General features: G+C 70.4%; 14 protein-coding genes. 10 read left to right on the top strand and 4 right to left on the bottom strand.

The features are described 5' to 3' along the window. The first annotated feature begins 2 nt into the window (after positions 1 to 2). The 4 genes from AABA78_RS16585 to AABA78_RS16570 all read left to right on the top strand — a co-directional run bounded on the left by AABA78_RS16585 (position 3) and on the right by AABA78_RS16570 (position 10756). Positions 3 to 5171 (top strand): non-ribosomal peptide synthetase, encoded by a 5169-nt coding sequence (locus tag AABA78_RS16585; protein ID WP_338264033.1) that lies wholly within the window; start codon positions 3 to 5, stop codon positions 5169 to 5171. After that, positions 5168 to 8176, top strand: a complete 3009-nt coding sequence (locus tag AABA78_RS16580) for a type I polyketide synthase (protein WP_338264032.1) — start codon at positions 5168 to 5170, stop codon at positions 8174 to 8176. The genes AABA78_RS16585 and AABA78_RS16580 overlap by 4 nt, the downstream gene beginning before the upstream one ends. Before the next feature lie 82 nt (positions 8177 to 8258). Further along, on the top strand, positions 8259 to 9014 hold the full coding sequence (locus AABA78_RS16575; protein ID WP_338264031.1) for a thioesterase II family protein: 756 nt from the start codon (positions 8259 to 8261) through the stop codon (positions 9012 to 9014). After that, positions 9011 to 10756: an acyl-CoA dehydrogenase family protein gene (locus AABA78_RS16570; protein WP_338264030.1), complete on the top strand. Its 1746-nt coding sequence runs from the start codon at positions 9011 to 9013 to the stop codon at positions 10754 to 10756. The genes AABA78_RS16575 and AABA78_RS16570 overlap by 4 nt, the downstream gene beginning before the upstream one ends. Before the next feature lie 308 nt (positions 10757 to 11064). Here the strand turns inward: AABA78_RS16570 and AABA78_RS16565 are convergent, their stop codons facing one another. Both AABA78_RS16565 and AABA78_RS16560 read right to left on the bottom strand, forming a co-directional pair. After that, positions 11065 to 12384 (bottom strand): metal-dependent hydrolase family protein, encoded by a 1320-nt coding sequence (locus AABA78_RS16565; protein ID WP_338264029.1) that lies wholly within the window; start codon positions 12382 to 12384, stop codon positions 11065 to 11067. 25 nt (positions 12385 to 12409) lie between these two features. Next, the gene (locus tag AABA78_RS16560) at positions 12410 to 13237 is read right to left on the bottom strand and encodes an MBL fold metallo-hydrolase (protein ID WP_338264028.1); all 828 of its coding nucleotides are present in this window, start codon (positions 13235 to 13237) and stop codon (positions 12410 to 12412) included. A 105-nt stretch (positions 13238 to 13342) separates the two neighbouring features. On the opposite strand from AABA78_RS16560, the gene AABA78_RS16555 reads away from it, so the two are divergent. The 4 genes from AABA78_RS16555 (at position 13343) to AABA78_RS16540 (ending at position 18306) form a co-directional block, all read left to right on the top strand. Next, positions 13343 to 14131, top strand: coding sequence for a helix-turn-helix domain-containing protein (locus AABA78_RS16555; RefSeq protein ID WP_338264027.1), 789 nt, complete (start codon positions 13343 to 13345; stop codon positions 14129 to 14131). 198 nt (positions 14132 to 14329) lie between these two features. After that, positions 14330 to 16423 carry a S46 family peptidase gene (locus AABA78_RS16550; RefSeq protein ID WP_338264026.1) on the top strand — a complete coding sequence of 698 codons (2094 nt, stop codon included), beginning with the start codon at positions 14330 to 14332 and terminating at the stop codon, positions 16421 to 16423. Between the two features lie 84 nt (positions 16424 to 16507). After that, positions 16508 to 17500 carry a DUF2268 domain-containing putative Zn-dependent protease gene (locus AABA78_RS16545; RefSeq protein ID WP_338264025.1) on the top strand — a complete coding sequence of 331 codons (993 nt, stop codon included), beginning with the start codon at positions 16508 to 16510 and terminating at the stop codon, positions 17498 to 17500. A gap of 41 nt (positions 17501 to 17541) precedes the next feature. After that, positions 17542 to 18306, top strand: a complete 765-nt coding sequence (locus AABA78_RS16540; protein ID WP_338264024.1) for a phytanoyl-CoA dioxygenase family protein — start codon at positions 17542 to 17544, stop codon at positions 18304 to 18306. 18 nt (positions 18307 to 18324) lie between these two features. Here the strand turns inward: AABA78_RS16540 and guaA are convergent, their stop codons facing one another. Next, positions 18325 to 19878, bottom strand: coding sequence for a glutamine-hydrolyzing GMP synthase (gene guaA / locus AABA78_RS16535; protein WP_338264023.1), 1554 nt, complete (start codon positions 19876 to 19878; stop codon positions 18325 to 18327). Positions 19879 to 20002: 124 nt separating this feature from the next. On the opposite strand from guaA, the gene AABA78_RS16530 reads away from it, so the two are divergent. Further along, positions 20003 to 20587, top strand: a complete 585-nt coding sequence (locus AABA78_RS16530; RefSeq protein WP_338264022.1) for a hypothetical protein — start codon at positions 20003 to 20005, stop codon at positions 20585 to 20587. Between the two features lie 67 nt (positions 20588 to 20654). Here AABA78_RS16530 and guaB read toward each other — a convergent pair whose 3' ends face one another. Next, entirely contained in the window at positions 20655 to 22112 is a 1458-nt protein-coding gene (gene guaB, locus AABA78_RS16525; protein ID WP_338264021.1) for an IMP dehydrogenase, read from the bottom strand. 164 nt (positions 22113 to 22276) lie between these two features. Here guaB and AABA78_RS16520 point away from each other — a divergent pair, with 164 nt between their 5' ends. Further along, complete coding sequence (locus AABA78_RS16520) at positions 22277 to 24487, top strand: TIGR02266 family protein (RefSeq protein ID WP_338264020.1); 2211 nt, start codon at positions 22277 to 22279, stop codon at positions 24485 to 24487. Positions 24488 to 24610 lie beyond the last annotated feature (123 nt).

Below are 24610 nucleotides of genomic sequence, written 5' to 3'. Positions count from 1 at the left end.
TCTTGCTGCCCCCCGTCCACCAGCTCGTCGAGCGACGAGCGAACGAACTTTCCTCCCAGCTCGCCGTCGCTTCCCGGGCCCGCTCCCTCACCCATGCCGCGCTGAACACACACGCGAACCGGCTGGCCCATGCGCTGATGGCTCGGGGCGCTGGACCGGACGTCCTCGTCGGCGTGTGCCTTCCTCGCAGCGTGGAGCTGGTGGCGTCCGTCCTCGGGGTCCTCAAGGCCGGAGCCACCTGGCTTCCGCTGGACCCGGCCGCCCCTCCGGAACGCCTGCGCTCCATGTCCGTCTCGGCGGGGGCCCGGTTCGTCATCGGCGCGGGACCGGCCGTGGAGCGGCTCGCGGCGGACGGCATCCAGGTCCTGACTCCGGCGGCCCTTGCGCTGGAGTCGTTCCCGGACGTGAACCCGGGCGTCCCCGTCCATCCGGATCATCTCGCGTACGTGATCCACACCTCGGGCTCCACCGGGTTGCCCAAGGGCGTGATGATCAGCCACCGGGCCCTGTCCGCCTTCACCGAGTACCACTGCGACACGTTCGGTCTCTCGCCAGCGGATCGCATCGGCGTGGTTGCCTCGCCGGGCTTCGACGCGTTGGTCATGGCCCTCCTGCCGTCGCTGGCCTCGGGCGCCCGCCTGGAGCTGCCTCCCGACGAGGAGACCCGCCTGTCGCCCCAGAAGCTTCAGGACTGGCTGCTGGCCCGGGACATCACCTGCGTCTTCCTGCCCACGCCCCTTGCCGAGCGCGTCCTCCCCCTGCCCTGGCCCGAGTCCTGCCCCCTGCGCTGGGTGCTCACCGGCGGTGACCGGCTGCACCTGCGCCCCAGGCCTGGACTGCCGTTCCAGCTCGTGAACGGCTACGGCCCCGCCGAGTGCACCATCTACAGCACGTCCGGCGTCGTCCCTCCCAGCGACGAGGCGCCCGACGAACGGCTGCCTTCCATCGGGCGGCCCATCGATGGCGTGGAGGTCCACGTCCTGGGTCCAGAGCTGCGGCCCGTGGCGGAGGGCGAGACGGGAGAGCTGTTCATCGGCGGACCGGGGTTGGCTCGCGGCTACGTGGGCACTCCGGACCTGACCGCCGACCGCTTCATTCCGGATCCGTTCTCCCGCTTCGGCGGTGAGCGGCTGTATCGCACGGGGGACCTGGGCCGCCGGTTGCCGGATGGCTCGCTGGAGTTCCACGGCCGTTCCGACCGTCAGGTGAAGGTCCGCGGCATCCGCATCGAGCCCGCGGAGATCACCGCCGCACTGCTGACCCATCCGCACGTCGGGGCCGCGCACGTCATGGCGCGGAGCACCACTGATGCCGAGGGCCAGGACGTCTCCTTCGTGGCCTGGTTCGCGCCGAAGGACGCGCGGGCCGTTCCCGGGACGGAGCAGCTCCGCGAGCACCTCCGGGCATGGCTCCCCGAAGCCATGCTGCCCCGGACCTTCATCGTCGTGGACGCCCTTCCCCTGGGCCCCACCGGCAAGGTCGACGTGCGGGCGCTCCCCACGCCTGAAGCCCACGCGACCCGAAGCAGCGCCTACGTCGCGCCCCGCACGGAGCTGGAGCACGGGCTCGCGCGGGTGTGGCAGGAGGAGCTGCGCCTGGATGCAATCGGCGTCGAGGACGACTTCTTCGAACTGGGCGGACACTCCCTGTTGGCCACGCGGATCACCGCTCGGGTCGAGGACGTGATGGGCCTCCCGCTGTCGCTGACGGAGCTCTTCGCCCACCGCCGCATCTCCCAGCTGGCGACGGTGCTGGAGTCGCGCCGGGCTGTCCCCGCGAAGGCCGCGTTGCCGCCCGTGGTCCGCGTCGCCGACCCCGCTCGGGCACCGCTGTCCGTGCAACAGGAACAGGTCTGGTTCCTCCAGAAGCTGTCCCCCGGAAGCATCTCCTACCAGGCGCAGACGACCCTCCGTGTGCTTGGCGGTCTGGACCTGGCGGTGCTCGAACGCGCGTTGACGGAAGTCACCCGGCGCCACGAACTGCTGCGCACGACCTACGAAGAAGTCGACGGCCGGCCATGGCAGCGCGTCCTTCCCGTGACGCCGGTACAGGTCCCGCTGATCGACCTGTCCGCGCTGCCCTTGGATGAACGCGAGCACCGGCGTGAAGAGGCCCTGCGCCAGGAGCTGCGCCGACCGCTGTCGCTCTTCGAGCCGCCGCTCGCGCGCTGGACCCTCGTCCGCCTGACTCCGGATGATCACGAGCTGGTCCTCGTGGAGCACCACGTCGTCCACGATGGCGTGTCCTTCTCCGTGCTGATGCGGGAGCTGGACGCGCTCTACAACGCGTATCTGCGGGGCGAGCCATCGCCGCTGTCGGAGCTTCCGGTGCAGTACCGCGACTTCGCGTCGTGGCAGCGCGAGGCGCTCGAAGGCCCGGCCATGAAGGCCCAGCTCGACTTCTGGCGGAAGCGGCTGGCCGGTGCTCCCGAGGTGCTTCCGCTGCGCACCGACCATCCGCGCCCCCGCGTGCAGACCTTCAACGGCGACCTGCTCCGGTTGGAGCTGCCGCCCGCCCTGCCCGGCGCCCTGCGCGCGTTCTGCCAGTCAGAGGGCGTCACCCTCTTCAACACCCTCTTCGCCGCCTTCGCCACGCTGCTGCATCGCTACACCGGGGAGCAGGACCTGTGCATCGGCTCGGCGTTCGCGGCCCGGGCGGGTGTCCGGAACATCGAGAACGTCATCGGCATGTTCGTCAACGCCGTCGTCCTGCGGTGTGACGTCTCCGGCGCGCCGTCGTTCCGGGAGCTGGTCCGCCAGGTGCGGGACCTCACCGTGGAAGCGGCGGAGCACCAGACGTATCCGTTCCTCAAGCTGATTGAAGCCCTGGGCGTGAAGCGCGACCCCAGCCGGAACCCGCTCGTGCAGGCCATGTTCAGCTTCCACGATTCCGCCGTGCGAAGTCCCCGGCTGGGTGAGGCCTCGTGCACCATCTTCGAGCGCGGCAATGGATCCTCGAAGGTGGACCTGGACGTCGTCGCCATTCCGCACGCGGGCCGGCACCTGGGGGACAAGGAGCGCGGCGACGCGCGCATCTCGCTCATCTGGGAGTACAACCGGGACCTCTTCGACCGCTCGACGATGGAGCGGATGTCCGCGCACTTCCTCCGATTGCTCGAGGCCGCGGTGGCCAGTCCCGGCACCTCGGTGTCGCGCCTGCCGATGCTCTCGGACGCGGAGCGGCAGGTCCTCCTGGGCGACGGCTCCGCGACCTCCGTCAGCGCGGAGGCCCCCGTGCATCAGCAGGTCCTGGAGCAGGCCCTGCGGACTCCCGACGCGGTGGCCGTCTGCGACGAGGCAGGCACTGTCACCTACGCGGAGTTGGTCCGGCGCGCGACGCTGCTCGCCGAGCATCTCCACGAGCACGGAGCGGGCGCGGAGTCGGTCGTCGGCGTCTGCACGCCACGCGGTGCGGACCTCGTCACGGCCGAGCTGGGCGTGATGCTGTCCGGTGCCGCCTTCCTTCCGCTGGATCCCGAGCACCCAGTCGAACGGATCGCGCTCATCCTCGCGGATGCCGGTGTCCGGCAGGTGATCACCACCAGCCCCCTCGCGGAGCGGCTTCCCGCAACGCTGGAGCGCATGCGCATCGAGGACTTCCGTGGCCCGGGTACGCCTCGGGGTGGCCTGCCCCCGGAGGTGCGGCCCGGTCAGTGGGCCTATGTCATGTACACCTCCGGCTCCACAGGCGTCCCCAAGGGTGTGGTCGTGGAGCATGGCGCGCTGGCCCACCTCGTTGGCTGGCATCGGCGCGCGTTCGGGTTGAATGCGAACAGCCGAACCACGCTGCTCTACTCGCCCGCGTTCGATCCGTCCGTCGCGGAGGTCTGGCCCGCGCTCACCGCGGGCGCGACGTTGCACGTACCGGGGCAGGACGTGCGCCTGTCGCCGGAGCGGCTTCAGGCCTGGCTGCTCTCCGAACGGATCACCTTCACGGACCTGCCTACCGCGCTCGCTGAACGCCTGCTGGCCCTGCCATGGCCCGCCGCGTGTGAACTGCGCACGGTGCTCGCGGGCGGAGACCGGCTCCATGCGCGGCCGGTGCTCGGACTCCCGTGGCGGTTGTTCAACCAGTACGGCCCGACCGAGACCACGGTGACGGCCACCTCGGGCGAGGTGCTGCCGGCGGGTCCAGATACAGCACGGCCCGCTATCGGCCAGCCCCTTGATGGCGCAAAGGTCCATGTCCTGGATGCGAAGCCGCAGCCGGTGCCCATGGGTGTCGCGGGAGAACTGCCCGACATTGGCCAGCCCATCGACGGGGCCTCGGCCTATGTCCTGGATGCGGACCTGCAGCCGGTCCCTCCAGGTGTCGCGGGAGAGCTGTACGTCGGCGGTGCCTGCGTGGCGCGCGGCTACCTGAACCGTGCGGACCTCACGGCCGCGAGCTTCGTCCCCGACCCTTACTCGGCACAGCCGGGCGCACGCATGTACCGCACGGGCGACCGGGTCCTGTGCCGGCCGGATGGGACGCTCGAGTTCCTGGGCCGCATGGACGCGCAGCTCAAGATCCGTGGCTTCCGCGTGGAGCCCGCGGAGGTCGCCGTGCGGCTGCGCACGCACCCGGGACTCTCGGAGGCGCACGTTCGCGCGTGGAGCCCTTCTGGGGGAGCACCGCAGTTGGTCGGCTACCTCGTGCCTCGTGTCGGGCAGGCCGTGCCCTCACCGGCGCGGCTGCGTGAGCACCTCTCCCGCGAGCTGCCGGCGTACATGATCCCGTCCGCCTACGTGGAGCTGAAGGCGCTGCCGCTCACCCACGGCGGCAAGGTGGATGAGCGGGCGCTGCCAGACCCCACGCCCGGAACCCAGGCGCCCCAGGTCCCGCTCGCGAACGAACAGGAGCGGCGGATCGCTGGCATCTGGTGCGAGACGCTGCGCCTGGAGCGGGTGGGCGCGGAGGACAACTTCTTCGACCTCGGGGGCCACTCGCTGTTGCTGGCCCAGGTGCAGCACCTCCTGAAGCAGCGCATGGGCCACGACGTGCCCATGGTGACGCTGTTCGAGTTCCCCACCGTCCGAGCGCTCGCGGGACATCTCCAGGGCCGGGACGACGGAGGCGAGGCCGCGGCCGCGCAGGAACAGCGCCAGGAGCAACGGCGCAATGGACGTGCGCGCCTGCTGGGCCGTCAGGGCCGGCTGACGTCGGACCGCTCCCGGGAGGACGTGGAATGAGCGCGTCCCTCGACCTGATGGAGGAAGAGGATCGCTCGGCGCACCTCGCGGTGGTGGGCCTGGCGTGCCGGCTCCCCGGTGCGGCCAACGCGGCGGAGTTCTGGTCCAACCTCGCCGGCGGCGTCGAGTCCATCACCTTCTTCGGTCCGGACGGACGGCCCTGTGCCGAACCTCCCACCGATCGCGCTGTCGGCGAGGCGGTACCCGCCTTCGGTCTGGTCGCGGACGCAGAGATGTTCGATGCGGCGGCCTTCGGCATCTCGCCGCAGGAAGCCCTGATGCTGGATCCGCAGCACCGGGTGTTCCTGGAGTGCGCGCGGGAGGCGCTGGAGGACGCCGGGTATGATCCGGCTCGATACCGGGGCGCCATCGGCGTCTTCGCGGGCGGGAGCGAGACGGACTACCTGTCCACGCTGCGTGCCCGGAGGGACCTGCTGGCGGGTGCCAGTGACTGGCAGCTCCGGCTGGCCACGGGCGTGGACTTCCTCACCAGCCGCGTGGCCTACAAGCTGGGGCTTCGTGGGCCCGCTGTCACCGTGCAGACCGCGTGCTCCACGTCCCTGGTCGCCATCCACCTGGCGGCGCAGGCGCTGCTCGCGGGCGACTGTGACATCGCGCTCGCGGGCGGCGCATCCGTGCACGTGCCGCCCCGGTTCGGTCACTACAGCGAGGGCGGGCCCCTGTCCCCGGATGGCCGCTGCCGCGCGTTCGACGCTCGGGCGCAGGGCACGGTGGGCAGCAATGGCGCGGGCATCGTGGTGCTCAAGCGGCTCGCGGATGCGTTGGAGGATGGGGACTGCATCCGTGCCGTCCTCCGGGGCACCGCCGTCAACAACGACGCCGCGGGGAAGATCGGCTTCACCGCGCCGAGCGTGGAGGGGCAGTCCCGCGTCATCGAGACCGCCCTGCATGCCTCGGGGGTGGAGCCCGCGAGCATCAGCTATCTCGAAGCGCATGGCACCGGCACGCGGCTGGGAGATCCCATCGAGGTCGCCGCGCTGACGAAGGCGTTCGGTGCTCGTGAGGGGCCGCCCTGCTGGCTGGGGTCGGTGAAGACGAACATCGGCCACACGGATGCGGCGGCGGGCGTGGCGGGCTTCATCAAGACGGTGCTCGCGCTGGAGCACCGGAAGCTGCCGCCCAGCCTGAACTTCCAACAGCCCAACCCGGAGATCGACTTCGAGCACGGTCCCTTCCGCGTGAACACGGCGCTGCGGGACTGGGACACCGGCGGTCGTCCCCGACGCGCGGGTGTCAGCTCGCTGGGCATTGGCGGCACCAACGCGCACGCCGTGCTGGAAGAGGCACCCACCCTGCCCGGCTCAGAGCGTTCGCGCTCCCCGCAGTTGCTGGTGCTGTCAGCCTACGGCCCCGCGGCGTTGACCCGTGCCGTGGACCGATTGGGCGGGCACCTGCGTACGCATCCGGAGGTGGACCTGGGGGACGTCGCCTGGACGCTCCAGGTGGGACGCGGCGCGCACAGGCACCGCGCGTTCGCCGTGGGCCAGGACACCGCCGATGCTCTGCGTGCACTGACGGAACAGGAGGACTCATCCAGGCAGGAGTCCGGTGAGCGTCAGGTGGTGTTCATGTTCCCCGGGCACGGTGGGCAGCACGTGGGCATGGGCCGGGAGCTGTACGGCTCGCAGCCGGCGTTCCGTGAAGCCGTGGACGCGTGCCGTGCGCACCTGACGCCGCTCCTCGGGTTCGACCTGGGGACGGTGCTCCATCCAGATCCCACCGACACCGCCGCGCTGGAGCAGGCCAGCGCGCGGATGGGCGAGTTCGTCACCGGCCAGCTCTCCGTCTTCGTCATCGAGTACGCGGTGGCGCGGCTGTGGAAGCGCTGGGGCGTGCAGCCCGCCGCGGTGGTGGGACACAGCCTGGGGGCCTATGCGGCGGCCACGGTGGCAGAGGTCTTCCGGCTGGAGGACGCGCTGCGGTTGGTGCTGGAGCGCTCGCGCATCCTCGCGAGCCTGCCCTCGGGCGCGATGCTGGCCGTGCCGTTGCCCGAGTCGGAGCTGGTGCCCCTGCTTCAGGGTGGCCTCGCGCTGGCGGCCGTGAACGGGCCCGCGCAGTGCGCGGTGTCCGGTCCGGTGGCGGAGATCGAAGCGCTCCAGGCCGGGCTGGCGGCGCGCGGTGTGGAGTCGAGGCTGCTGCGCATTCCAGGCGCGGGACATTCACCGCTCGTCGAGCCGTCGCTGGCCGCGTTCACGGCCTGCGTCCAACACGTCGAGCGGCGTCCGCCGCGGCTCCCGTGGATCTCCGATCGCACCGGCGTGGCCATGACGGCGGAGGAGGCCGTGGACCCGGCGTACTGGGCCGCGCACCTGCGCCACACCGTGCGCTTTGGCGACGCGCTGAACACGTTGTTCGCCGGCCCGGCCAGCATCTTCCTGGAGGTCGGGCCCGGACGAACGCTGGCGACGCTGGCACGTCAGCACCCGCAAGCGGGGGCACACCTCACGGTGGCCACCCTCCCCCATCCCGCGGACAACACGTCCGACGCGATCAGCGCGCTCACCGCCGCCGGACGTCTGTGGAGCGCGGGCGTCCCGCTCTCCTGGCAGGGCCTGCACGGGGGCGCACGCCGCCGCCGGGTGCCGCTGCCCACGTACCCGTTCGAACGGCAGCGCTACCTCGTCGAAGCGCCAGGCACGACCGCGATGGTGACGAATCCCACGGTCGCCATCGCCATGGACGCGGCGCCTTCAGGTGTGCCCATGCGCGCCGACGCTGAATCCATGGGGAGCCACGAAGCGGCGGAGTTGCCCGAGGACGAAGTCGGGCGCCGGATCGCTACCGCCTTCGCGGCGGTCCTGGGGCTGGCCCGGGTGGGGCTCCACGACAACTTCTTCGCGCTGGGAGGCGACTCGTTGATGGCGGCGCAGCTCATCGCTCGGCTGCGTCCGCATGTCGCCGTACCGCTCAAAGTGAAGGCCATCTTCCGCGCGCCCACCGTGGCCAGGCTGACCCGCTTCATCGCGGAGTCTTCTCAGGCATGACCTCGACCTCTTCCGGAGCCATGCGCCTCTTCCGCAGCCCGCACAGCGACGGCCTCTTGGTCATCGCGGAGTCCTCCGCGGTATGACAGCGACTTCTCCCTGGCTCGCGTGCCGCATCCGGCGCCCGGATGCCTCCATGCGCCTCTTCTGCTTCCCGCACAGCGGCGGCTCCGTGGGCGAGTACGTCCGCTGGGCGGACCTGCTCCCGGACCTTGAGGTCTGGGGCATCCAGCTCCCTGGCCGGGGGGCTCGGGCGGAAGAAGCGCCGTTCACGCGACTGCACGAACTGGTGGACGCCTTGGTTCACGCGGTGGACTTCGGAACGTCCTTCGCGTTCTTCGGCCACAGCCTGGGGGCGCTCGTCGCCTTCGAGACCGCGCGCCGCCTGCGCGACCTGGGCCGGGTGACACCCGACACGCTGTTCCTCTCCTCGGCCCCAGCCCCACAGCTCCCCCCGCGCGGCATCCCCCCGAGCCATCTGGACGAGGACGGACTCCTCACCGCTCTTGAGCCCACCTACGGCGAGCTGATCCAGGAGCTGCGCGAGGACGAAGAGCTGCGCGAGCTCATCCTCCCGGGCCTGCGCGCGGACCTGCTCCTCGTGGAGTCCCATCGTCACGAGGACCGCGCGCCCCTCCCCTGCGCGATGACCGTCACGGGCGGCACCCAGGACGATCTGACCCGCGCGGAGCTGGAGCCGTGGCATGTCCACGCCACCGGCCCCTTCGCGCTCCACCTGCTCCCCGGTGGCCACTTCTACCTCCGGGATCCGGAGCCGAGGTCCACCCTCCTGCGCCTCTTCGCGGAAGCACGCTCCAGAAGGAACCCGACCCCATGAGCCACGAGCCACTGCACCCCGCCACCCGCAGCCGCGAGGGCTTCCTGGGCCAGCTCTTCGCGGGGAAGCTCCGCTGGGACCTCGTCCGCGCGTTCCCCGAACAGGACCCCGATGAACGCCGGCAGGGCGACGCAGTCATCGCCGAGGTCGAGCAGTTCCTCCAGGCGCACGTGGACCCGGACGAGATCGAGCGCACGGGACGCATCCCACCGGAGCTACGCGAAGCCCTGCGTTCGCGCGGCTACTACAAGCTCCAGGTGGAGCGGGAGCTGGGAGGCCGGGGCCTCTCCATGTTGAACACCTTCCGTGTCATCGAAGCCGTGATGAGCGTGTGCCTGCCCGTCGGCTACACGCTGGCCATCCACAGTGGCCTGGGCGCGGGCGCCATCATCGAAGCCGTGCAGGACGGTCCCCTCAAGGACTACGTCCGGGGCCGGGTCGCCGATGGAGTCATCTCCGGCTGGGCCGACACCGAGCCCATCGGCGCCTCCGTGCGGCGCGCGTCCACCACCGCCGTGCCCACGGAGGATGGGACGGCGTATGTCCTCAACGGGGAGAAGGTCTTCATCGGGAACGGGTCCATCGCGGACCTGCTGAACGTCACCGCCACGCTCCAGGAAGACGGCCGCGAGCAGATCAGCCTCTTCTTCGTGGAGGCCTCCAGCCCCGGCTTCCACGTCCGCGCCGAGCACGAGCTGATGGGGCTGCGGGGGCTGCCCATCGCCGCACTCGGCTTCGAGAACGTGCGCGTGCCGAAGGAGCGGATGCTCGCGATGGCGCAGGAGCACTGGCGGAACACGCCGCTGCTGGAGCCGCTCAGCGCCCTGGGCCGCATGTACATCATCGTGGCCGCGTCGCTGGCGCTCTCGAAGAAGTGCCTCCAGTGGTCGCGCGACTTCCTCCACCGGCGCCTCGCGCAGGGGCGCAGGCTTGGCGACTTCGATGAGATCCAGCGTCAGGTGTCCGCCACCGCGGCGGAGGTCTTCGCCATGGAGAGCGTGGCCCGCTGGAGCCTCACCGGTGTGACGGCGGACACGCTGCCCTTGCGCTGGTTCGAACAGGTGGCGGCCAAGAACATCGCGTCGCTGACGTGCGCTCGGATCACGGACCGGACGATGTCGCTGCTCGCCGCGGAAGGCTACGAGACATCGGAGAGCAAGGCCGCTCGGGGCGCGACACCGGTCCCGCTGGAGCGGACCCTGCGCGATGCCCGGGCATTCCGGGTCGCGGGCGGCGTGGACTTCCTCGTGGACCACAAGGCCGCGCGGGAAGGCCTGTTCTCCCTCTACTACCCGTCGGCCGCGCACACGGCGGAGCTGGACTCGCCCCCAGCCCCGTTGCCCGTGGAGGAGCACCTGTCCCCGCGCAATCGCGAGCACCTCCAGCACACGGCTCGTGAGGTGCATCGGCTCGCGAAGCGAAGCCTGGACCTGTCGCGCCGATACCCGGATGCGGGTGTCCTTCATGCCCGGCAGCGCACGCTCATCCTGATGAACCAGCTCTGCAACGAGCTGTTCACCATGTCCGTCACGCTAGCCCACGCGGCGGCCCTGGCTTCACGAGGTCAGGCCCACGCCGATGCACTGGCGGACGTCTACTGCACCGCCGCGCGCTTCCGCCTGGAGGATCTCTGGCGCCAGGCTGACGCCGACGCGGAGCCAGACTTCGCGGGCGTGAGCGAGCGCTGGTTGACTGGGGACTCGCTCGACTTCCTGCTGAGCGACGTGCTCATCCGACGGTGAGGCTCACGGCGCCTGGGCGGTTCGCCGTGTCCTCCTCGTGAAGAATCTCCTTTGGCCTCATAAGGGCCCGGGCCCCCGGCCGGAGGCACCACAGGTCAACTGGTCCGACTGTCGGACCAGTTCGCGCCGTCCGGGGGCCGAGGCCGCGTTGGTCCGGCTGAGGAGCTTGGAACTGGTCCGACAGTCGGACCAGTTCGCGCCGTCCGGTGCCTGGGGCCGCGCCTGCCCGGCACCTGATGAGGACGAGCTGGCCTCGCGCCCAGGTCAGTCCTTCTTGCGATGTGACGTGCTCATCCGGAGGTGCCGCCTCACGGCGCGGCGCGCGAACATGCCGCCGTGTCGTCGCGCTGGATGACGCCCTCCTTCATCACGAAGAAGACCTTCTGCGTGACGCGGATGTCCTTCAGCGGATCGCCCGGCACGGCGACGACGTCCGCCAGCTTCCCGGGCTCCAGCGTCCCCAGCTTGTCCGCCACGCCCAGCAGCTCCGCCGCGTTCACCGTGGCGGTGCGCAGGGCCTCCGCCGGCGACAGGCCTGCCTCCACCAGCAGCGCGAACTCCTGCGCATTACGGCCGTGCTCGAACACTCCCGCGTCCGTGCCGAAGGCGATGCGCACACCCAGGGAGATCGCCTTGCGCAGCACGTGCTCCCGCCGCTTGTCCACGGCGCGCAGCTTGGCGACGGTGTCCGGGGGCAGCTTGCCCTGGTCCGCCAGCTCCTTCACCCCGAAGAAGGCCAGGGCGGTGGGCACGTACCAGGTGCCCTTCTGCTTCATCAACGCCACGCCCTCGTCGTCCATCAGCGTGCCGTGCTCGATGGAGTCCACGCCCGCGCGGATGGCTCGCTTCGCCCCTTCCGCGCCGTGCGCGTGCGCGGCCACCTTGCGCCGGTGCGCGTGGGCTTCATCCACCACCGCGTCCAGCTCCGCCTGGGTGAGCTGCGGCGCGTCGGGGTCCGCGTTGAGGCTCATCACACCCCCCGTGGCGCACACCTTGATGACGTCCGCGCCGTACTTCACGTTCTCGCGCACCTTGGCGCGCAGCGCGTCCGGGCCATCCGCCACGCCGGGGCTGGCGTCGTGGGCCAGCAGGCCCTTGCGGAAGGAGTTGCCGTAGTCGCAGTGCCCGCCCGTGGAGCTGAGGCTGGACGTCGCCGCGAGGATGCGCGGCCCCACCACATTGCCTCGCGCGATGGCGTTGCGCAGGCCTATGTCGATGAAGTCCTCCGCGCCCAGGTTGCGCACGGTGGTGAAGCCCGCCATCAACGTCGCCCGGGCCCACGGCAGCGTGTCCAACGTCTGCTCGGGGATGGTGCGCTGGAAGCTGTCGACCAGGTCCTTGCGCCAGTCCGGGCCGGGCTCCACGGTCAGGTGCGTGTGCGCGTCCATGAAGCCCGGCAGCAGCGTGGCGTCGCCCAGGTCCACGACGCTCGCCCCTTCCGGCACGGGCGCCTTCGGTCCCACGCCCACCACCCTTCCCTCCGACACCACCACCACCCCCGGGGTGATGACCTTGCCCGCCTTCGCATCAAAGAGCCGGGCGGCCTTCAGGACCTGGACGCGGGCGGGTGCGGCGGCGGACGACGACAACGACAACAGGAGGGACCCGAAGAGCAGAGCGCGTCGCAAGGTCCCGCCATGCTACAGGCTTGTTTCATCCCGCGCGCACCCGGTCGAACTCCACCGCGCAGTGCGCGGAGAACACCTTCACCTCGTGTCCGTGCGCACGCACCAGGCCGCGCAGCCGCTCCTGGTTCTGGAGCCGCGCGGCGTTGTCCACCGACCTCAACTTCTGGAACAGCGCCACGCCCCACGGGCTGCGCGGCGCCACCAGGTCCACCTCGCGGTGGCTGAAGTACGCGTCCCCCGCGTGCAGCATCCACCCTCCGGGCCCCTTCACCGCGACGCCGCAGTGGCCCGCGGTGTGGCCCGTCAGCGGCACCAGCACCACCTCCGCGTCCAGGCCCGGAATCACCCGGACCGACTCGAAGCCGAACCAGCGCTCCCCTTCCACGGCGTACCGGTTCCACTTCGGCCCGTGTGCCCACTGGACCGGCTTGTACCCGAACTTCGCGCGGGCATCCGGCGGCACCATCGCCGCGGCGTGCTCGTCCCCGAAGACGTGGACCTGGGCGTCCGGGAAGTCCGCCAGCCCCCCGACGTGGTCCAGGTCCAGGTGCGTGGGCACGATGTGCCGGACGTCCTCACGCTTGAAGCCCAGGCGCTCCACCTGGGCCAGCGCCGTCTCCGCCGGATCCAGCCTGGGCGCGTTCCTTTTCACGAAGCGCTGGCCCAGCCGGGCCTTCGCGTCCTGAACGTCCCGGGTGCCCAGGCCCGTGTCCACGAGGACGAGCCCGCGCGACGTCTCCAGCAGCAGGCAGTGGCAGACCATCCGGGCCCGCTCGAACAGTCCGCCCGAGCCCGTGACGAACCGGGCGCTGGCGGGACACAGGGTTCCGCAGTTGAGGTGGTGGATTCGCATGCCCGGCAAGGTACGGACCCGACCCCGGTGCCCGATTGGAGGAATCGGCCATGCGCCCTGGCGCCGCTTGAAAGCCCCGGCCCGGCCGCCCCATGCTTCATGGCGATGGCCGCTCCGCCCGACACCGCGCTGGCCCCCCGGGCCGACCTGTCCCGCTTCATCCAGCGCGTGCGGGTCCTGTGGCGAGGCCCCTTGGCGGGGGACTACCTCCGCGTGCCGGACGGCACCGTCGAACTGGTCGTCCGCGTCACCCCCACCGCCTGCGATGTGCACGCCCTGGGGCCCCGGGAGCAGGTGGTGCGCAAGGCGCCCTCGGAGGTGCCGCCCGACACGCTGGGCATCCAGTTCAAGCCCGGCGGCGCCTACCCCTTCTTCGGCCTGCCCATGTCGGAGCTGGCCCACCGGACCCTCTCCATCGACACGCTCTGGGGCAAGGCGGACGGGGCCCGGCTCCGGGCCTCACTGGCCCAGGCCCCCACCTCCCACGCCCGACTGCGCACCCTGGAGGCCGCGCTCGTGGAGCGGCTCCACCGCGACGACGTCTTCGAACCGGCCGCCGCGTACCTCGTGCGGCGCGGCATCCGCCTGCTCACGGACGCCACGGACATCCCCCGCGTCGCGGACCTGGCCCGCACCCTGGGCGTGAGCGAGCGGCACCTGCGCCGCGCCTTCGACGACGTGCTCGGCATGGGACCCAAGTCCTATGCCCGGCTCGTGCGCTTCCAGCGCGCGCTCCAGGCCTCCTCCGTCCAGGGCCAGGGCCAGGGCGCACGGCCGGACTGGGGCGCCATCGCCGCGGGTGCTGGCTACTATGATCAGGCCCACCTCATCGCGGACTTCCGGGCCGTGCTGGGCACCACGCCAGGGGCGTGGACGCGGGCCCGGGCGGCCTGATCCGGCTCGGACGCGGTGCGTCGGGAGGTGGCGGGTGGGAAATCCGCCTGCCTGCCAGGGGGCCCAGGGAATCGTTCGGGCGCTCGGACGTTGTGCTTCTGGCGTGGGCGTTTTCCCAGCTTGACCGCCGCTGAGGCATCCCTCACAAACGCCCCGTCCCCGCGGGTCTCCGTCCCGCGGCCCGAAAGGATCCCATTCATGAAGCGATTGATGGTCATCGCCGCCCTCGTGGGTGCCGCCCCGGCGCTCGCCGATGAAGGCATGTGGACGTACAACAACTTCCCCGCCGCCAAGGTGAAGGAGAAGTACGGCTTCCAGCCGGATCAGCAGTGGCTGGAGAAGCTCCGCCTGGGCGCGGTGCGTCTGGCCGGCGGCTGTTCCGCCAGCTTCGTGTCGCCGGATGGCCTGGTGATGACGAATCACCACTGCGCGCGCGGCTGCATCGAGCAGCTGTCCACCGCGAAGCAGGACTACCTGGCCAACGGCTTCTACGCGAAGACGCAGGCCGAGGAGAAGCAGTGCCCGGCGATGGAGGTGAACCAGCTCGTCGAGATCACCGACGTGACGGATCAGCTCAACAAGGCCACCCAGTCGATGACCGGCAAGCAGTACTCGGACACGCTGAAGGCGGAGATGGCCAAGGTGGAGAAGGCCTGCGCCAACGGCGACGACAAGGTGCGCTGTGACGTCGTCACGCTGTACCAGGGCGGCAAGTACAACCTCTACAAGTACCGCCGCTTCCAGGACGTGCGCCTGGTGTTCGCCCCGGAGCACGCCATCGCCTTCTTCGGCGGTGACCCGGACAACTTCGAGTTCCCCCGCTACGACCTGGACGTGTCCTTCGTGCGCGTCTACCAGGACAAGCAGCCGGTGAAGACGCCGGACTACTTCAAGTGGTCCGAGCACGGCGCGAAGGAGAACGAGCTCACGTTCGTGGCCGGCAACCCGGGCCGCACCTCGCGCGCGCTGACCATCGCGGAGCTGGAGTACATCCGCGACGTGTCCATGCCCAAGACGCTCATGTACCTGTCCGAGCTTCGCGGCATGATCACCGAGTTCCAGAAGCGCGGCCCCGAGCAGAAGCGCATCTCCAGCAACCTGCTGTTCGGCGTGGAGAACGGCCTCAAGGCGTCCAAGGGCCGCCACGAGGCGCTGCTCGACAAGAAGTTCTTCGCCTCCAAGGTCGCCGCGGAGCAGGAGCTGCGCAAGAAGGTCGACGCGAACCCGGAGATGAAGAAGAAGTACGCCGCGGCGTGGGATGAGATCGCCAAGGCGGAGGCGCAGCTCGTCAACCTGCGCAAGGACCTGAACTACATCGAGCAGGGCCAGGGCCTGTCCTCCACCCTGTTCGGCATCGCCAAGACGCTGGTGCGCGCCGGCGACGAGCTGCCCAAGGACAACGGCCAGCGGCTGCGCGAGTTCAACGACGCCAACCAGCCCGCGCTCAAGGCGCAGCTCTTCAGCCCCGCGCCCATCTACCCGGAGCTGGAGATCGCCCGCCTGACGTTCAGCCTCACCAAGCTGCGTGAGGAGCTGGGCGCCAAGCACCCGTTCGTGAAGAAGGTGCTGGGCAAGGAGTCCCCGGAGCAGGTCGCCACCCGCGTGGTGAAGGGCTCCAAGCTGGCGGACGTGAAGACGCGCCAGGCGCTCTTCGACGGCGGCAAGAAGGCCGTGGACGCGTCCAAGGACCCGATGATCCAGCTGGCCGCGCTGGTGGACCCCGACGCGCGCGCCATCCGCAAGAAGTTCGAGGACGACGTGGAGTCCGTCATCAAGAAGAACAGCGAGCTCGTCGCCAAGGCGAGCTTCGACATCTACGGCACCAGCCAGTACCCGGACGCGACGTTCTCCCCGCGCGTGTCGTTCGGCTCGGTGAAGGGCTACATGGAGGACGGTGAGAAGGTCGCCCCCATCACCCAGATGGCCGGCACCTTCGAGCACGCCACGGGCCAGGACCCGTTCGCCCTGCCCAAGTCGTGGGTGAAGTCGGAGAAGGTCATCACCGGCACCACGCCGATGAACTTCGTCACCACCAACGACATCATCGGCGGCAACTCCGGCTCGCCCGTGGTGAACAAGAACCAGGAGATCGTCGGCCTGGTGTTCGACGGCAACATCCAGTCGCTGGGCGGCGAGTACGGCTTCGACGAGTCCGTGAACCGCACCGTGGCCGTGCACTCGGACGCCATCATCGAGGCGCTCCAGAAGGTCTACGGCGCCAACCGCGTCCTGGAAGAGCTGCGCCCCGGCAGCACCAAGGTGCCGCCGGTGAAGGCGAACCCGGCGGGGTAGTCCTCCCCACCGCGTCCTGAAGTCCCCAGAGGCTGCCCGGTGCGAACCGGGCAGCCTCTTCGTTCATCTCCTCCCAGGTCCGCCATGCGCCTCCGCCCCGCCCTGCTCGTCGTGACGACCGCCGCCGCCCTCTGCCTGGAGGCCTGCGCCTCGAAGCGCCCCGTGGAGGCCCCGCCGGCCGTCCAGGACGTGGTCTCCACGGTGGACGTGGACCACTTCTGGGAGGCCTATGACGCCGTGCGGGCCACGACGGACCCGGCCGAACAGCTCGCCCGCTTCCAGACGCTCTACATCGACCGGGGCACCCCGGGGCTGCACAGCTTCATGCGCGCCAGGCACTACACCGCCCGGGGCTACGTGGACGCCATCCGGGACTACCCCCGGTTCTGGGACTCGGTGCGGCCGCTGACGGCGCGGGCCCGGGAGGCGGTATCCCACGTCGAACCCACACTGACGCGCTTCCGCGCGCTCTACCCGGCCCTGGGACCCGCGGAGGTCTACTTCGCCGTCGGGGCGCTCAAGTCGAGCGGCACCGCGCTGGACGGCCGCGTGCTGGTGGGCGCGGAGCTGGCCACCGGCGACGAAGGGGTCGACGTCTCGGAGCTGCCGCCGAAGCTGCGCGACGGACTGGGCACCTTCTTCAAGAGCCGCCCCCACCAGGGCATGGACCTGCTCATCGCCCATGAGGCCGTGCACACCCGTCAGAAGCCGCCCGCCGACGTGCTGGTGGACTGGGTCGTCTACGAGGGCGTGGCGGACTTCGTGGCGGAGCAGGTCACCGGCCGGCTGCCCCCGCTGGCCTACGTCACCTACGGCCCCCAGCACGACGCCGAGCTGCGCGAGCGGTTCCGCGAGGCCCAGGACGCGACGGACACCTTCGCCCCCTGGCTCTGGGCGGGCGCGGACAACGCGTTCGGCGTGGCGGACGTGGGCTACTACGTGGGCTACGCGGTGGCTCGCGCCTACCATGCGAAGGCTGCGGACAAGCAGGCGGCGCTCCGGCGGATGATTGAACTGGACTACGCGGACACCGCCGCGGTGAAGACCTTCGTCAGGGAGAGCGGCTACCTGCCGTGAAGTCGAGGCGCTCCGGCACTCCCCCCGGGGCAGGAGGTTTCATGGACGCGCGCGCCGAGCAGTTCATGCGGGACGGCTTCATCCGGATCGACCACGCCTTCCCCCGTGAAGTCGCGGACGAGGCCCGGGCCCTCCTCTGGAAGGACACGGGCTGTGACCCGGACAAGCCCGCCACCTGGACCCGGCCCGTCATCCGCCTGGGCATGTACACGCAGAAGCCCTTCGTGGACGCCGCCAACACGCCTGTGCTGCACGAGGCGTTCGACGAACTCGTCGGTCCCGGCCGCTGGCTGCCGTGCCGGGCCATGGGCACGTTCCCGGTGCGCTTCCCGTCTCCGGACGACCCGGGCGACACGGGGTGGCACATCGACGTGGGCTTCGACTTCGACAAGCCGGACTTCATGGACTGGCGCGCCAACGTCGCCTCCAAGGGCCGGGCGCTGCTGATGCTCTTCCTCTTCTCCGACGTGGGCGAGGACGACGCGCCCACCCGCATCCGCGTGGGCTCGCACCAGGACATCGCCCGGCTCCTGGGCCCGGCGGGCGAGGCGGGCCTGACGCTCCGGCAGCTCGCGGCCAACGGCTTTTCGGAGTCCGCCCACCGGCGGGAGGTGCTGGCCACGGGAGAGGCGGGCACCGTCTACCTGTGCCACCCCTTCCTCGTGCACTCGGCACAGGCCCACCGGGGAACGCGGCCGCGCTTCATGGCGCAGCCGCCGCTCCTGCCCCGGGAGCCGTTGAGCCTGGCCCGGCTCCCGGAGGACACGTCGCCGGTGGAGGAGGCCATCCGGCGCGCGGTGACCTGAGCGCCCTGCCCTACCCGCTCACTCCCACTCGATGGTGGCGGGCGGCTTGGAGGAGATGTCGTAGACGACGCGGTTGATGCCGCGCACCTCGTTGGTGATGCGCGAGGAGATCTTCTCCAGGATGGGGTACGGGATGCGCGCCCAGTCCGCCGTCATGCCGTCCACGCTGGTGACGGCGCGCAGCACGCAGGTGGACTCGTAGGTGCGCTCGTCGCCCATCACGCCCACGCTCTGCACCGGCAGCAGCACGGCGAAGGCCTGCCACACTTCCTTGTAGAGGCCGGCCTTGTGGACCTCCTCCTGCACGATGGCGTCCGCGCGGCGCACCAGGTCCAGGCGCTTCTCGTTCACCTCGCCCAGCACGCGGATGGCCAGGCCCGGGCCCGGGAAGGGCTGACGGGAGACCATCTCGTCCGGCAGGCCCAGCTCGCGGCCCAGGGCGCGGACCTCGTCCTTGAAGAGCTCGCGCAGGGGCTCCACCAGCTTGAGCTTCATCGTCTCCGGCAGGCCGCCCACGTTGTGGTGGCTCTTGATGGTGACGGAGGGGCCCTTCCAGGACACGGACTCGATGACGTCCGGGTACAGCGTGCCCTGCGCCAGGAAGCCCGCGTCCTGCACGTCGCGCGAGGCCTCCTCGAACACGGCGATGAACTCCCGGCCGATGATCTTCCGCTTCTGCTCCGGATCCGTCACGCCGGCCAGCTTCGACAGGAAGCGCTCGCGCGCGTCCACCGTCTTGAGCGGCACGTGGAAGCGGTCCACGAAGAGCGCCTCCACCTGCGCGCGCTCGCCCTGCCTGAGGACGCCGTTGTCCACGAAGATGCACTGGAGCCGGGGGCCGATGGCCCGGTGCAGGAGCAGCGCCGCCACGGAGCTGTCCACGCCGCCGGACAACCCGCAGATGACGCGGCCCTCGTCACCCACCTGCTTGCGGATGGTCTCCACCGCCTCGTCGATGAAGCCCTTCATCGTCCAGGAGCCGGTGACCTTGCAGTCGTTGAAGAGGAAGGCGCGCAGCATGGCCTTGCCCTGCGGCGTGTGGACCACCTCCGGGTGGAACTGGAGGCCGTACCAGGGCTTCGTCGCGTGCGCGGCCGCCGCGAAGGGCGAGTTGCCGCTGCGGCCGATGGCCTCGAAGCCGGGCGGCAGCACGTCCACCCGGTCGCCGTGGCTCATCCACACCTGCACCTGGTCGCCCGGGTGGAACTCCGCGAAGGGGCCGCGCGCGGTGAGGACCTCCACCGCCGCGCTGCCGAACTCGCGGTGGGCTCCCCGGTCGATGCGGCCGCCCAGCAGCTTGGAGATGAGCTGGAGGCCGTAGCAGATGCCCAGGACGGGGACGCCGGCCTCGAAGACGTAGGGGTCGCAGCGCGGGGAGCCGGGCGCTTCCACGGACGCCGGCCCGCCGGAGAGGATGATGCCCTTCGGCGCGAACTGGCGGATGTCGGCGGCGGGGAGGTCCGGGCGGTGGATCTCGCAGTAGACGCCCAGCTCGCGCACCCTGCGGGCGATGAGCTGGGTGTACTGGCTCCCGAAATCAAGGATCAGGATCTTCTCGGAGTGCAGGTCCACCGGCGATTCTCCCAGGGGGCGTCGTTGACGGGTGGGGGCCCTTATCGCTACAAACTTCGGGAAATCAACGCTGAAAGGCCGTCAATTGTTCGTGCGCCGCCTGTCCGCTTCCACTGCAGCAGCCATGCTCCTCCTGTCCGCTTCGGGGTGCGTGAAGGAGATCACCTCCGACGAACGCCTGGAACGAGACACCCGCAGCGTCGCGGTGAAGGACGCGCCCGGGGTCACGGAGCTGTCCAAGCTCACCTGTGACGACACCACCCAGCCCCTCAACAAGGCGCGGGACGTGAACCGGCCGGAGTCCGACCGGTTGATCGACTACGTCAATCTGTACTCGTCCCTGAAGGACCGCACCCACACCTTCGAGGACGCCATGGCCCGCAACCCGGACCTGAGCTACCGCGAGGGCAGCCAGAACCTGGTCAACGCCAAGGACACCTGCATCCAGCAGACCGCGGACGTCAGGGTGGAGTTCGAGACCTACCTGCGCGAGCTGGTGGACGTGCCCACGGTGCAGGAGATCAAGGGGGGCAACACCGTCACGGTGGCCCGCCTGGACTTCGCCACCCTGAAGAAGGCCATCGAGACGCTGGACCCGGATGACCGCGAGCAGCTGCTCCAGCGCGTGGGCGCGGCGGAGAAGCGCGTCTCCACCACGGCCGCCCCCGCCGAGGACACGTCCAGCGGCGGCAAGCGTCGCGGCAAGTAGGCCCCTGCCTGCCCTCCCCTGCCCCGGAGCTTCTCCCCGGGGCGGGGACCGGCGCCCACCCTTCCGGCTACTCCATCCGGTAGTTGGGCGCTTCCTCGGTGATGATGACGTCGTGCACGTGGCTCTCCTTGAGCCCGGCGGACGTGATGCGCGTGAAGGTGGCCTTCGTGCGCAGCTCCTCGATGGTGGCGCACCCCACGTAGCCCATGCCGCTGCGGATGCCGCCCAGCATCTGGTGCACGTTCATGGAGAGCGTTCCCTTGTACGGGACGCGGCCCTCGATGCCCTCCGGCACCAGCTTCACCGCCTCCACGTCGGACTGGAAGTAGCGGTCCTTGGCGCCCTGCTTCATGGCGCCCAGGCTGCCCATGCCGCGGTAGCTCTTGTAGCTGCGGCCCTGGTACAGGATGACGTCGCCGGGGGACTCCTCGGTGCCGGCGAACAGCGAGCCGATCATCACGGAGCTGGCACCCGCGGCGAGCGCCTTCACGATGTCGCCCGAGTACTTGATGCCGCCGTCGGAGATGATGGGGACGCCGTGCTTGTCCGCCTCGCGGGCGCAGTCATCCACCGCCGTCACCTGGGGCACGCCCACGCCGGCCACCACGCGGGTGGTGCAGATGGAGCCCGGGCCGATGCCCACCTTCACCGCGTCCACGCCCGCCTCAATCAGGGCGCGCGTGCCCTCCGCGGTGGCCACGTTGCCGGCGATGAGGTCGAAGCCCTTGAAGTTCTTGCGCGTGTCGCGCACGCCCTCAATCACGCCCTTCGAGTGGCCGTGCGCGGTGTCCACGACGATGACGTCCACGCCCGCCTTGACCAGCGCGTCGATGCGGGCCTCGCGGTCCGCGGACACGCCCACGGCGGCGGCGCAGAGCAGGCGGCCCTTGGCGTCCTTGGCCGCGTTGGGGTGGGTGCGGCGCTTCTCGATGTCCTTGATGGTGATGAGGCCCTTGAGCTCGTAGGCCTCGTTCACGACGAGGAGCTTCTCGATGCGGTGCTCATGGAGGAGCTTTTGGGCGTCGTCGTGCGCGATGCCCTCGTGGCCGGTGACGAGCTTCGTCGTCATCACGTCCTCGACCTTCTGGGAGAGGTTCTTCTCGAAGCGCACGTCGCGGCTGGTGAGGATGCCCACCAGGCGCTTGCCCTGCACCACGGGCACGCCGGACACGCCGTGCATCTTCATCAGCTCCAGGGCGCGGGCGAGCGGTGCTTTGGGCTCAATGGTGATGGGGTCCACCACCATGCCGCTCTCGAACTTCTTGACCTTGAGGACCTCCAGGGCCTGTTGCTCGGGCGTCATGTTCTTGTGGATGACGCCGATGCCGCCCTCCTGCGCCATGGCGATGGCGGTTCTCGCCTCCGTCACGGTGTCCATGGCCGCGGACAGCAGGGGCACGTTCAGCCGGATGTTGCGCGTCAGGCGGGTGGTGAGGTCGGCATCACGCGGGGTGACGGCGCTCTCACCGGGCAGCAGGAGCACGTCGTCGAAGGTGAGGGCCAGCCGGATATCGGGGTTCAACATGGGGGCTCCCGGAGGCCCCGCGGGGCACCAGCGCCCGGCGGGTGCGTGTCCATACGGTTTGCGCGGCTGCCGCGCAACGGAAGAAGGTTTTTTGCCGCCCGTTCCCTCGGACTTCGGGTGATACTCGGCGTCCCACACACACTTCTTGGGACTTGGACCGGGCCTTGGCGGATTTGAATCAAGCGGGGGCGGTCGGGCTGGTGGTGAAGCTGCCCTTCGCCACCCCCGAGGAGTTCCTCGCGAAATACGGGGGCAACATCACCCGGGGCGGCATCTATTTGCGCGCCAAGGCCGTGCGCCCCCCGGGCACGGCCGTCACCCTGGACCTCCGCCTGGCAAGCGGCGACCGGCTCCTCTACACAGCGGCCATCGTCCACTTCGTCACCGGACAGCAGGGCCAGGGCATCTCCGGCATGGGCCTGAAGTTCGGGGAGGCGGACCCGCCGACCCGCCGGTTCCTGGACGCCGCGGTCGCCATCCTTCCTCACGCCCAGTCGGACCTGCCCCCCGTGCCCAACGGCGTGGGCCCCGCTGACTACACCGTCCCCGCCCCCGCGGCGGCCCCTGCCCTGCCCCCGGCCATGGCCGCGGAGGCCGGCGCCATCCCCCGGATGGAGGCCCCGGCCGCGCCCGCGCTGGAGATGGTGACGGACGCGTCACTGGAGCTGAACACGGTGGAGCCGCCCCGGACGGGGCCTGTCATCGGCATCGACCTGGGGACGACGAACTCGTGCGCCGCGTTCGTGCGCGGCGCGAAGCCCGGGGTGTTGCCCAGCCGCGAGGGCCACAACACGGTGCCCTCCATCCTCGCGTTCAACCAGCGCGGCAAGCTGGTGGTGGGGCACCCCGCGAAGGGGCAGATGCTCACCAACCCGCGCCAGACGGTGTACGGCGCCAAGCGGCTGGTGGGCCGCCCGTACGCGTCGCCCATCGTCGGGCAGATCAAGGGCCGCTTCCACTACGAGATCGCCGCGGGCCAGAACGGCGAGGCGGCGGTGCGCCTGGGCGACCGCATCTATTCGCTCCAGCAGATCTCCGCGCTGATCCTGCGGGAGGTCCGCGAGGTGGCGCAGAACCAGCTGGGCCAGCCCATCTCCCGGGCGGTCATCACGGTGCCCGCCTACTACAACGACAACCAGCGGCACGCGGTGCGCGAGGCGGGCAAGCTCGCGGGCCTGTACGTGGAGCGCATCCTCAACGAGCCCACGGCGGCGGCGCTGGCGTACGGCTACGGCAAGAAGCTCAACCAGCGCGTGCTGGTGTACGACCTGGGCGGCGGCACGTTCGACGCGTCGGTGCTGGAACTGCACGACACCGTCTACGAGGTGATTTCGACCGGCGGCGACACGTTCCTGGGCGGCATCGACTTCGACAACGCCATCGTGGAGTACCTCCTGGAGGAGTTCCAGCGGCAGACGGGCCGCGCCTTCCAGGGGGACCGGGTGGCCCTGCAGCGCATCAACGACGCGGCGGAGCGGGCCAAGTGCGCCCTCTCCGAGCGCTCGGAGATGCGCGTGCACGTGGCCTTCATCACGATGATCGACAACAAGCCGTACGACCTGGACGTCACGCTCACGCGGCAGAAGTTGATCGCCCTGACGGAGGGGCTGGTGGACCGCACGGTCCAGGTCTGCGAGGAGGTGCTCCAGGCCAAGGGGCTGAAGCCGCAGGACATCGACGAGGTGATCCTCGTCGGTGGGCAGAGCCGCTTCCCGCTGGTGCACGAGAAGATCACGAAGTTCTTCGGCCGGCCGCCCAGCAAGGGCGTGCACCCGGACGAGGCGGTGGCGCTGGGCGCGGCGCTGCTGGCGCACAGCCTGGGGCAGCTGGAGGGCGTGGTGCTCATCGACGTGCTGCCCATGGCCATTGGCGTGGGGCTGCCGGGTGGGCGCTTCAAGCCGGTGCTGGAGCGCAACGTGTCGCTGCCGGCGGTCAAGAGCTACACGCTCTCCACGCACCGGGACGACCAGACGGAGCTGGAGCTCACCGTCTTCCAGGGGGACTCCGAGCGCGCGCAGGACAACGAGTACCTGGGCACGCTGCGGCTCGCGGGCCTGCCGAAGAAGCCGCGCGGCGCGGTGCAGGTGCAGGTGACGTTCGAGGTGAACAACGAGTCGCTGCTGAAGGTGGTCGCGCGGGAGGGCAGCACGGGGCGCGAGGTGGTCAGCACGTTCACCACCCGCGACACGCCGGAGGTGGTGAAGGCGCGGCTGGCGCAGCAGGAGACCGCGGCGGCACCGGCCGTGGCTCCGGCGGCGCGCACCCCCGTGGCGGCGTCCGCGCCGGTCGTCCAGGAGGCAGTTCCGGACGCAGCGGTCGTGTCACGGCAGAAAGGTTTCATGGGGTGGTTGAAGGGCCTGTTCGGCCGCGCGTGATTCCCGGCGGGTTCTCGCTCGCCGAGTGGGCTGGCGGCGGGAGCCTTCGAAGGGAATTCATCACCGCGAGTGCCTACGGGATCGAGTACCAGGGCTGCTATTAAGTGTCGGCGGTTTTTGACA

The sequence above is a fragment of the Corallococcus caeni genome, assembly GCF_036245865.1.
In the GTDB taxonomy this organism is placed as follows: domain Bacteria; phylum Myxococcota; class Myxococcia; order Myxococcales; family Myxococcaceae; genus Corallococcus; species Corallococcus caeni.
The sequence above is the reverse complement of the archived record's forward strand: the minus strand, read 5'-3'. Positions and strand labels throughout refer to the sequence as shown.

Excerpts from the sequence above, each read along its gene's own strand:
- AABA78_RS16580 (WP_338264032.1), top strand. The coding sequence starts at position 5,168 with ATGAGCGCGTCCCTCGACCTGATGGAGGAAGAGGATCGCTCGGCGCAC.
- AABA78_RS16575 (WP_338264031.1), top strand. The coding sequence starts at position 8,259 with ATGACAGCGACTTCTCCCTGGCTCGCGTGCCGCATCCGGCGCCCGGAT.
- AABA78_RS16570 (WP_338264030.1), top strand. The coding sequence starts at position 9,011 with ATGAGCCACGAGCCACTGCACCCCGCCACCCGCAGCCGCGAGGGCTTC.
- AABA78_RS16560 (WP_338264028.1), bottom strand. The coding sequence starts at position 13,237 with ATGCGAATCCACCACCTCAACTGCGGAACCCTGTGTCCCGCCAGCGCC.
- AABA78_RS16555 (WP_338264027.1), top strand. The coding sequence starts at position 13,343 with ATGGCCGCTCCGCCCGACACCGCGCTGGCCCCCCGGGCCGACCTGTCC.
- AABA78_RS16550 (WP_338264026.1), top strand. The coding sequence starts at position 14,330 with ATGAAGCGATTGATGGTCATCGCCGCCCTCGTGGGTGCCGCCCCGGCG.
- AABA78_RS16545 (WP_338264025.1), top strand. The coding sequence starts at position 16,508 with ATGCGCCTCCGCCCCGCCCTGCTCGTCGTGACGACCGCCGCCGCCCTC.
- AABA78_RS16540 (WP_338264024.1), top strand. The coding sequence starts at position 17,542 with ATGGACGCGCGCGCCGAGCAGTTCATGCGGGACGGCTTCATCCGGATC.
- AABA78_RS16530 (WP_338264022.1), top strand. The coding sequence starts at position 20,003 with ATGCTCCTCCTGTCCGCTTCGGGGTGCGTGAAGGAGATCACCTCCGAC.
- guaB (WP_338264021.1), bottom strand. The coding sequence starts at position 22,112 with ATGTTGAACCCCGATATCCGGCTGGCCCTCACCTTCGACGACGTGCTC.